Origin of the sequence: Streptomyces sp. NPDC001868 (assembly GCF_040297125.1) — a bacterium.
Classification (GTDB): Bacteria; Actinomycetota; Actinomycetes; order Streptomycetales; family Streptomycetaceae; genus Streptomyces.
Genome location: NZ_JBEOYO010000109.1, coordinates 1 through 9,746, shown reverse-complemented (window position 1 = coordinate 9,746; position 9,746 = coordinate 1). Strand labels below are relative to the sequence as shown.

The window sequence follows — 9,746 nt, the reverse complement described above, 5'->3', positions numbered from 1 at the left end:
GCAGCACCGGCGCCCTGCGCCGCTTGGCCGTGATGCGGGAGGAGGCCGGGGACCGGGAGGGCGCCGAAGCCCTGGCCCGGCAGGCCGCCGACGCCTTCGCCCTGCGCCGCTTGGCCGTGATGCGGGAGGGAGCCGGGGACCGGGAGGGCGCCGAAGCCCTGGCCCGGCAGGCCGCCGACGCCGGCGACACCGGTGCCCTGCGCCGCTTGGCCGTGATGCGGGAGGAGGCCGGGGAGCAGGAGGGCGCCGAAATCCTGGCCCGGCAGGCCGCCGACGCCGGCGACACCGGCACCCTGTTCAGCCTGGCGGTGATGCGGGAGGAGGCTGGGCACCGGGAGGGCGCCGAAACCGTCTACCGGCAGGTCGCCGATGCTGGCGACGCCACACTTTCGTTCTACAACCAGCTGGAAGAAACTTTCAAGAAGCGATGGCCATACGGCTTGGACCCGGACGGCACGCCCACGTCCCCATGGCAATGATCCACTCGTCGGTGGCCACGATGGAGCGTCTGCCCTCGTGATCGAGAACAGCCAGTGAGTCAACTGTGCTGCGGAAGCACGGTCCCAGTCTGTGACGGCCCGCCGGACACGCGGTCAGGAGCGGCCAGCCGGCGCTGGCGCCGCCGAGCAACCCTCACACGTGCCGCACCGGCCCGGCGGCCCCGGCCGCGGTCGCGGAAGAGGCCCAGCACCTGACGGCGGGCGGGGCGAGCACCTGCAACGGCGCCCGCCGCGGTGCTGAACCTGGCACAGCCTGTACGCGGTCAGGTACCAGGGGCGGCGGAACCGCCGAGCGCGCCCCCGAGAACGGGCCGCCGCCATGCGCGCCCGTCTGGCTGTCCTGATCCCCAAGGCCGAAGACCTGGGCGGAGATCGGCCAGCACCGCGCCGAGATCGTCGGCGTCATGGTCTCCGAGTCCCCGGCCACGACGACCCGGGCGCCGTCATGCGCCCCCTCAAGAAGCGCGACGAGATGTGGCTCGCCACCCGCGCCCTCCTGCAGCCCGGCTCCGCCTGCGCACTGATCGCAACGCCGCCGTCCAGGAGCCAGGCAGTTCGTCGGGTGCACCAGGGCGCGCGGCGAGCGTCTGGGTCGTTCCCCCGTAGGGGCCGCCGAGGAAGTCGACGTCGTCGGAGACGTAGTGGAGATAACGGGGTCGTCCATGGCGGTCAGCCCAGTGGTTCTGTAGGTGGGAGCGAGCAACGTTTGTCGACCGTTTTGGGCAGCACTTAGCGATCACAGGGCTCGGAAATGTCGATGAGAACTAGCAACGCTTTCGGCGCGCACGACGGCTGGAAGTAGGCTGCCCCGGGCTCGGCCTAGTCACAGGGACAGGCCCGCCTGGGGGTGGCGGGGCTGCAGCGGGTGGGTGAAGGGCTCGCCAGGCGCGGCGAGGTGATGCCGATGTGCCCGATCCGTCCGCTACTCGTATCCCATGACGGCCGCGCTCTCTTGCGGTTCCGGGCACTGAGCATCGCGCTGGCCGCGACCATTCTCACGCCCGCACCCATGGCCGCATCTATGTCGTCTGCGCCGTCACCAGCCAGTGATAGGGCATTTCTGATGGCTCTTGGATGAGCGGTTGCCGGTAGCCATCTGCGGTGGTCGGGGTCGGAGCCGGTCCGAAAACCCGGTCGTGCCCGTCTTCTTCGTCGGGCACGATCAAGTCATGGAGAAAGCGCACCTGCCGACCACCGAGGCCGCTGTCGTCGCGATACGCGAGATCGCGAAGGAATTCGCATTGTCAATGTCGGTCACCGACGGCATCGGCGCGGACCAGACGTCGCGCCGTACGTCAGCCGAACTCTTCACGGTGCTCGACTCCGACGGCTCGCTGCCGCACGAGGCGTTCGTGGAGCTGGGGGGATCGCCGTCGGTGAGTGTCCAGTTCTTCCCCGAGGATGACGCGAAGATCACCGTCGACGGTGTGGAGTTCCATGACGTGCCCCGCGACTCCGTTCCTGCGTTCCTCGGGTCCGTCTACGGCGGACTCGCCTCTACGAAGGGCCGGCTGTTCCCCCCCGGCCAGTGGCTCATCGTGCCGCTGCCCGGCGATGAGACATACAAGGAGCTGATCCTGGACTTCAACCTGACGCCCTGGCTGGCCCGCAGTGCGCGCGGCTAACGGTGTAATGCAAGGTCAGTCTGCCGGATCAGAACAGGTTGGGGAGGAGCACGAGATGAGCGCGGATGGTCTGGAGTCGGCCTCGAACCGAACCGTTTGCGGCCAGTTTCCGGAGCTCCCCCAGGATCGTCGCATCGAGGTCGAGCGGTTCCTCGCCAAGCGGCCCGAGCTCGTGCCGTATGCCAGCAACCTCCTGCAACGGCCCGACGTCGCGCCGCTCGCGGTCGATATGTTGCTGAAGTTCGAGGAGTTTGAGTCGGAGGAGCGGACACGGCACGAAACCGCTCCCAAGGCCCCAGGGGCTGCCGGCACTGACAGGCGTAATGCATGGCTGGACCATGTCGCTGCGTTGTCAAGCGGCGGTCTGCGACGCCTCGCTGTCGAACTGGACAGCGGGGTCGGCCAGCACCGTGACGTCGCAGATCAGTGACCGTTGGCTGTTGGAAGGCGAGCTGGCCAGAGCGACGGTTGCCGCCGCGTACAAGTCGACCTTGGACTTCGGTGGCGCCATCGCAGCCTCATCCCGCAGAGCACGTCCCAGCTCCCACCGCAACCTCCCACGCGTTGCCAGAACTCACAGACATCGCCCTCCGGCGAAACAAGGCGTTCTCGCCCCTGAGCGACAGGTGGTGTCGGATCCCGTCGACAAAACCACGCACCGGTAGCCGCACCACTGCGGGGGTGGATGCGCACTCGTGCGGTGGTGCGCATCCACCCGGTGCGCACCGACTTCATCCGTGCGCACCACGGTGCGCACCACCGTCCATCCGGTGCGCATCCACTCGGTGGGCGGTGCGCACCGGTGCGGCCAGCGGCGCGGGAGTGGTGCGCATCGGGTGGGGCCGGTGCGGTGGAGCGGGCCGGGTGGAGGGGGCCTTGGGCGAAACCGTGCGCGAAAGCTCAGTGACCCGTCTCTCTCACCATTCGACCAACTGGCTGGTGTACGCCCTGGGCCGGTGCTTTCTTCGATGCACGACGCGTTCTCTCTCAGGGAGCCCACCGAGGACCGTGGGCGGCGCGCAGGTGCTGCGGCCCCAAGGGTCGAATTCCCGGCCGGCCGCCGGGGCGTCGGGGCCACGAAGACGTCGATCGGTAGCTGCGAACTCTGGCTTCGACGCGTGAGTGCGACGGCCATCAACGGCAGCCAGCCCTCGGCTATCCGCCGTGCCTTCGAGCCTCGGCTACCCGTGCCTTGACAGCTGGGTCTCTAGCCACGTCAGGCGGGAGCTTGGTATCTGAGTCCAGGTAGGCGCGCAGCAGGTCCTGCACATTGAGCTGCACACCTCTTAGGTCCGCGCCTCTCAGGTCCGCGTACTGCAGGCTCGTGCCCCTGAGGTTCGTGCCCTTCAGGTCCGCGCCTGTTAGGTCCGCGCGCTGAAGGCTCGTGCCCTTCAGGTTCGCGCCTTTCAGGTCCGCGCGCTGAAGGTTCGTACGCTTCAGGTTCGCGCCTTTCAGGTCCGCATCGATCAGGCTTGCCTCCCTCAGATTTGCCAAGGACAGGTTCGTGCCGGTCAAGTTCGCGCGGTACAAGGATGCGTTGGTCAGGCTCGCACGGCTCAGGTTCGCACGGCTCAGGTTCGCGCGGTTCAAGGATGCGTTGGTCAGGCTCGCGGAGGTCAGGTTCGCACGGCTCAGGTTCGCGCCGGACAGCTCCGCGGCGTCTAACCGCGCGTTGTACAGGTCCGCGCCGGACAGGTCCGCGTTGGTCAGCCTCACGCCTGTCAATTTCGCTGTTAGCGTGTGATTCCATCCGTGGAGATTGATGCGGGGCAAGTGCGTGCCTTGTAGGTCGAGGATGAAGGGGGCGTCTGGGTTGGGATCCCGGTCGCTAAGGACCGACACGGCGGCGTGGACGTCGGCCGGTACGTCCTCCCCCTTCTTGGGGGGCTTGCTGGCGTGGGTGCGGACGTAGGTAGCGAGGACGTTGGCGACGGTGAGGTTGTCCCGTGGGGAGTCCTCCATGATGCGCTGAAGGGCGTAGATGCCGCCGAGACGGACGTCCATGGCGCCGTCGCCGAGATTCTCCACGGCTTTGGTGTACCGGTCGGTAATCTGCCCTTCCTGAGCGACGCCCAGCTCCTGGCTGCTGATCTTCAGCTGGTCACGAACTTGGTTGTTGGAGTACCAGATGCCGGCTACTGCGATGACGGACGAGAGGAGCACTCCGAGCACGACGGCGACCAGTTCGATGCGGCGGGCCCAGTCCAGGCCGTGGCTTGGCGGGGTGTCCGCAGGGGAGTTGTCCTCTGATTCATCTGGGGAGGCGCCTTGTGGGGCGGTCGGGGAGGTGACCTCTGAGTCGGCCGGGTGGGGGCCTTGTGGGTCGGCCGGTGTTTGCCTGGGCACAGCCGGACGAGCCGTCGTCGGCGCTGTCCGCGGCAGCGGTGCGGCAGGCAGGCGACGGATGGTGGTGGGAGAGGTGCGGCCCTGTGAGGCTCGTTCGCTGGCCCGGTGGAGTTGCTGTCTGCGTCGGTGGGACATGGGAGCCATTCGACCGCTGCCGTCGTGGTGGGCGCAGTGGTTCCGGCAGATGCACAACCTTTGATCCACCCAGCGGTGGTGCTCCACCATCCTGTCCGGCAGCAGCGCCCGCCTGTTTCTGATGGGACCGCACTGGTCCGGCAAGACTCACACCGCCCATGCCGCGCTGCGTCGCCTCCTGGCCACCGGATACGGCAGCGAGGGGATCACAGTTGCACCGGGCTCACGACCTGGCTGAGGCCTACGGACCGCACCTCGTGGAAAACCTGCTCCGCGCATGCTCTGAGCTGCTGACACGGACTTTCCTTCAAGCCCCGGTGGAGGCGGCGCGTTTCCCCTTGACGCGGGCCGTGGACCCTGTTGGCCAATTCCACTGAGTGGGTGTTGGGCGGCCATGTGTGGTCAAGGGGAAACGCAGGAGGTCAAGGGGAAACGCTGTCCGGAGAGTCTGCCCGGTGGTCCTTGGTCAAGGGGTTCGGTGCTGGTCGTAGGCGGCGGAAGGGGGAGATGCGGCTGCTGCCGCGCGGTGTCTCGGTGATCCAGGCGTCGATGCGCGAGAGGTTGAGGGCTGCTGCTGTGAACTGATGCTGAAGGTGTGTCTTGGCGGCGCCGTGGTAGCGAGAGCGTCGCAGTCCCATTTGCCGGACGCCCTGCGAGATCGTGCTCTCGATGCCCGCGCGGGTCTGGTAGCGCCGCCGCCACTCGTCGGTCTTCTGCTCTTCGCGTGCCTTGCGGAGCGCTTCGAGTTCTTCGCGGTTTCTGAAGGTCAGGCGTCTGCCGATCCTGCCGGTGCCGCGCGTGCACTGGGAGCGGACGGGGCAGGGTCCGCAGTCGTTGATGGAGAACCAGATCCGGATGACGGCGGCGCCGGTCTGGCTGGTGCTGTCGGACCACCCCTTGCTGCGCTTGCCGTTGGGACAGCTCACCTCTTGGGCCTGCCAGTCGATGGTGAAGTTCTCCTGCGTGAATCCGTCTCCGTCTTTGGCTTGCCAGGCTGCGGTGCCTTGAACCGGTCCGACGATCTCGATGTCGTAGTCGCGTTGGGCGGAGACAAGGACACGGGCCTCGGTGTAGCCGGAGTCGACGAAGTGTTCAGCCGGCAGCAGGTTCTGTTCGGCGAGGCCTTCGTGGATGGTGTCGGTCACCTGCACGTCGTGGACCGGTCGTGGTGAGTACGTGCGTGATCAGGTTGGGCTGGTCGACCTCGCACGTCTCGGTGATGTGAACCTTCCAGCCTTGCCAGTCGGTGTCTCGCTTGGATCCGGCGCGGGCGACGCTGTCGTAGGGCGAGACCACGCGTTGAGTAGCAGGTGGGATGTTCTTCGGGTGGCGCCAGCGGGCGGTTTCGTCCTCGATCTGGAACTCCTGGACCCAGGTTCGCCGGAGCATTTCCACTGCGGGAATCTGGCGGATCCATCCGGGGGAAGTCGGGTGGAATGCGGCCTGGAGCAGGCGCATGCCGTCGGCCCCGATCTCGTCGCCCCTCTCGATGCGCTCAGTCTTTGCCTGCGGAAGTCGGTAGTCCTCCACCCGGTAGGAGTAGCGCTTGAACCACTCATCGTCGGCCAGCTCGGCAAGCCACTGAGGTGCGGCTGCGGCCAGCGCATTCAAGGCCGCCCGCAGGGTCTCGCCGGCCAGTTCCAGACGGTTCAGTCCGCGGACCGCCGAAAGGACGTGCGTGCTGTCGGTGCGTTGGCGGCCCCGGGGCTTGAGTAGACCTGCTTCCGAGGCGGCAGCCAGCACGGCGTCCGTGATGCGGGTCTCCGCACTGCCCTCGATCAGCCGATCTCTGAACTCGCTCAGCACTGAATGGTCGAACCCTGGGTCCTCGAGCTCCAGGCCGAGGGCGTACTTCCAGTCGATGCGTGCTCTGGCAGCCAGGGCAGCCTGACGGTCGGAAAGGCCCTCGGCGAATTGCAGGATCGACACCAGGGCGAGAACTGCCGGAGACAATGCCGGCCGACCCCGCTGAGGGAACAGGTCGGCGAAGTCCTCGTCCCAGAACAGCTCGCCCAGCGCATCCCGGACTCTGATCGCCAGGCTGCCCTGAGGTAAGGCGGCTTCGGCGATCCTCCGCGTCGTCTCCGGAACCCGGCCCGATCCGCTCGTACGCAGCGACACTGACGCCTCCCCGACGCTGTCCGTCCCCCGGCAATGACGCCGGACGCTCGGATCAACGACGCCGGACCGCGTACGACGACAGTGAAAGTGGCCAACAGGGTCACAGGCTGCTGCCAAGGCGAAACGCGGGTGGCGCACCTGGTCAAGGGGTCGGTCGACAGTGCGGGACACCGGGGCGCGCGCGAGAGTGTCGGCCATCGCCGGGTGGTGCGCACCGGTGCGGCCGGCAACGCGGGAGTGGTGCGCATCGAGTGGGCGGGTTCAGAGGCGGCACACCTGCTCAATTGAGGGCACCGTGGTCTGAGATGGCTGTGGGAATCACGCTCTCCGGCCCCCGGGACTCGCTCCGCCGACGATTGTCTTCCTTCTCTCTCCTAGGGTGTTCATCGGACGCCGAAGCCGCCGGGCCCGGCCGCCTAAGGGGGGCGCATGAGCACACCCGAGTACGAGTTTTGGAATGACCTTGCTGTCCGCCGTCCGGACGATGTCCGCATGATCTCTGGTGGACGGGTTCCGCTTTCCTGGCAGATGGAGAAGCGCGTCGCGCATGTCGACCGGCTGATGAACAGGACTCTGCCTGCGGATTTCCCGGACCCGGTCGAGCGTGGAGGCGCCGACGACGTGTTGGCCGTGCTCGCGTTGTCGGAGTCGATCCGGCGCGATCTCATTGCCCGCCGCGCGGGCGACATCCGTGAGGCTATCCTGCTCGGCGCCACCTGGTCCGAGGTCGCGGCCGCGATCGACACCACACCGGACGAGGCCCGCGCCATCCTGCGTGACTGGACGGAGCGTCAGCACGACCTCTATCAGATCGCTGCCGGGCAAGACGACACCCAGCGACTGGGCGTCGAGGAGAACCGCCACGCCGCGGTGCTCGCCCTGATCCAGCTGGCAGACGACCAGCGGACGGAGACCGGCACGCATGACTGATCGCCTGTACCTGCGCCGCTCCGCGGACAAGTAGACCGACGCCCGCCAGCCGCCCGCCTTGTCCAAAGCGGAATTGGCCAACAGTGTCCTGAGCTGAGGTCAAGGAGAAACGCACAGGGTGGATACACGGCCCCACTCCCGTCGGTGTCGTCCACTTCCACCCGGTGGGCTCCACTCAGTGGAGTGGATGCCGAGCGCGGTGGCGTCCACTCCCAGGCGGTGGACTCCACTCGGTGCAGTGGAGGCGGGGCATCGTCGGTGCGCACCACCGCACCGGGTGCGCGCCATCGGGTGCGTTCAGTGGCCGGCTTCCCGGCCGCGGTGCGGTCCGGGTTGCTGTGGGTGGTGCGCCTGCTGGTCGTCCTCGCGCACCGGGTGCGTCGTATCGGCGTCGTCGCGGCGCGCGTAGCGGTTCATCGTGGTGCGTGCCCGGTCGGCCGCCGCGGTGAATGCCTCCCCGAGGTGGCGCAGGCGTTCGGCGGTGAGATCGAGGGCTTCCACGTCCGTGCGGGATTCCCGCAGGGCCCGCAGCGCCGTCAGGTCCATCGCCTCGCGACGGCCGGGCTCCTGCTCCTGGTCGTCGTGCTCGGGGTCGGCTGGCTGGGGCGCGAGCAGCTGCTCGGGCATCGCCGCCTGCTGGTGGGCGACGACGTCGTACGCCCGGCCCCACACGGCAGTGGCGGTGGCGGTGCGCAGCTTCTCCCGCACCACCGCGCCGGCGAGGACGGCGCGCTCGTACTGAAGCGGGACGCGGGGGATCTCCCACTCCCCCGCATCCCGGCCCGGGGGCCGGGGTTCGGCCGGCTCGCCGGGATCGGCCGGTGGCTGCCGGTTCGGGTCGGGCGCGGGAGTGGGTGGGCGGCGGGCGGGGAGGTCGGACAGGCTCCACCGGGCGGTGTAGAGGCGGTAGCCGGACTCCAGGCCGCGTATGGTCTTCGGCTCGCTGATGTCCAGGCAGTGGGTGGAGATGGCGGCGGCCACGATTTGGTCGTCCAGGCCGGGGTCGCGGCGGCGGCCGCGCAGGACGAGAGCGAGGTGGCGGCAGGCTTCGGCGAGCAGGTGCCGGCGGTGGAAGCGGCCGCCTTCGTTCATCACGAACACGGTCGCGGTGACGTCGACGGCCGCCAAGGCGACGTCGACCACGGCGGCCACCCGGGCCCGGATCGCGGCAGCCGCGGCGCGGGCGTACTCGAGAAGGGAGTTGATGATGTCGACGGCCACCCCGGAGGTGCGGATCGCGCTCTCCTTCCACTCCTTGCGCAGCTGCGCGAGCGGCCGGGTCGTCCGCTTGGGCGGGCGGGTCTTGCGGGCGGCCATCCCGTTCAGCTTGGCGCGGGCCCGTTCGGAGACCACGGGCAGGTACTTCAGCTCGCCGTCGTCGTCGACGGCGGTGACGTACTCGTGCTCCAGGTCCTCGAGGCAGGCGGCGATCTGGTCGCTGCGCCGGGCGGTCCAGCGGATCAGCTCGTGCGGCACCCCGGCAATCTCCATCACGGGCCGACGCCCGACGGTGACGATGCGCGGCTCGGTCGCCAGCCCCAGCGCCTCGCAGACCTCAGCGGCCACGAACTCGTTGTAGAGCGCGGAGGCGGCCACGGTGTTCTCGTGCAAGGCCAGGGTGTGGATCGACCCCCACTTCCCGTCCAGACGCTGCCCCTTCACGGACAGAAGCAGATGGTCATGGAGCAGGGGCCGTCCGGAGCGAGCCTCGTAGTGGCGGAAGCGCGCGGCGACCAAACCGCCGGGCGGCCGCACCCGGTAGATGCCGTCCTTGCCGTACCGGATCACCGCCACCTCGTCCTCGAGCCACTCCAGCACCCGCTCGATCGCCCGCTCGTGCGCGGCCTCGATCACCCGCCGCGTCTCCTCGTCCCCCAACGCCCACAGGAGGTAGATCGTCGGCTGCGGCCGGAAGACGAAGTCGACACCCGTGACCATCACCCGCCGTCCGAGGGCGCCGGCCTTGAACGCCTTCTTCGGGGACTCGCCCTTGGCTAGTGTCCTGCGCCAGAGATCCGTCGGCAGAGGCGGGCCAGGGAGTCGAGGATTTCTTCGGCGGTCTTGGTCCAGATGAACGGCTTGGGGTCTT

General features: G+C 68.4%; 5 protein-coding genes and 2 pseudogenes. 4 read left to right on the top strand and 3 right to left on the bottom strand.

The genetic code is table 11. The annotated features are described in order from the left end of the window. The 3 genes and pseudogenes from ABT147_RS46465 to ABT147_RS46455 form a co-directional block, all read left to right on the top strand. A pseudogene (locus tag ABT147_RS46465) lies at positions 1 to 479 on the top strand (hypothetical protein); the annotation flags it as partial. A gap of 1,190 nt (positions 480 to 1,669) precedes the next feature. Continuing rightward, positions 1,670 to 2,125 (top strand): hypothetical protein, encoded by a 456-nt coding sequence (locus ABT147_RS46460; RefSeq protein ID WP_230224010.1) that lies wholly within the window; start codon positions 1,670 to 1,672, stop codon positions 2,123 to 2,125. 55 nt (positions 2,126 to 2,180) lie between these two features. Next, positions 2,181 to 2,555: a hypothetical protein gene (locus ABT147_RS46455; RefSeq protein WP_351418452.1), complete on the top strand. Its 375-nt coding sequence runs from the start codon at positions 2,181 to 2,183 to the stop codon at positions 2,553 to 2,555. 725 nt (positions 2,556 to 3,280) lie between these two features. Here the strand turns inward: ABT147_RS46455 and ABT147_RS46450 are convergent. Then, positions 3,281 to 4,297 carry a pentapeptide repeat-containing protein gene (locus ABT147_RS46450; protein WP_351418450.1) on the bottom strand — a complete coding sequence of 339 codons (1,017 nt, stop codon included), beginning with the start codon at positions 4,295 to 4,297 and terminating at the stop codon, positions 3,281 to 3,283. A gap of 731 nt (positions 4,298 to 5,028) precedes the next feature. Next, positions 5,029 to 6,727, bottom strand: a pseudogene (locus ABT147_RS46445) (IS1182 family transposase). A gap of 429 nt (positions 6,728 to 7,156) precedes the next feature. Here ABT147_RS46445 and ABT147_RS46440 point away from each other — a divergent pair. Beyond that, complete coding sequence (locus ABT147_RS46440; protein ID WP_351418447.1) at positions 7,157 to 7,657, top strand: hypothetical protein; 501 nt, start codon at positions 7,157 to 7,159, stop codon at positions 7,655 to 7,657. A gap of 297 nt (positions 7,658 to 7,954) precedes the next feature. Here the strand turns inward: ABT147_RS46440 and mobF are convergent, their stop codons facing one another. Further along, positions 7,955 to 9,682, bottom strand: a complete 1,728-nt coding sequence (mobF, locus tag ABT147_RS46435) for a MobF family relaxase (RefSeq protein ID WP_502983284.1) — start codon at positions 9,680 to 9,682, stop codon at positions 7,955 to 7,957. Positions 9,683 to 9,746 lie beyond the last annotated feature (64 nt).

Coding starts and splice junctions, on each gene's coding strand:
- ABT147_RS46460 (WP_230224010.1), top strand. CDS start 1,670: ATGGAGAAAGCGCACCTGCCGACCACCGAGGCCGCTGTCGTCGCGATA.
- ABT147_RS46440 (WP_351418447.1), top strand. CDS start 7,157: ATGAGCACACCCGAGTACGAGTTTTGGAATGACCTTGCTGTCCGCCGT.
- ABT147_RS46455 (WP_351418452.1), top strand. CDS start 2,181: ATGAGCGCGGATGGTCTGGAGTCGGCCTCGAACCGAACCGTTTGCGGC.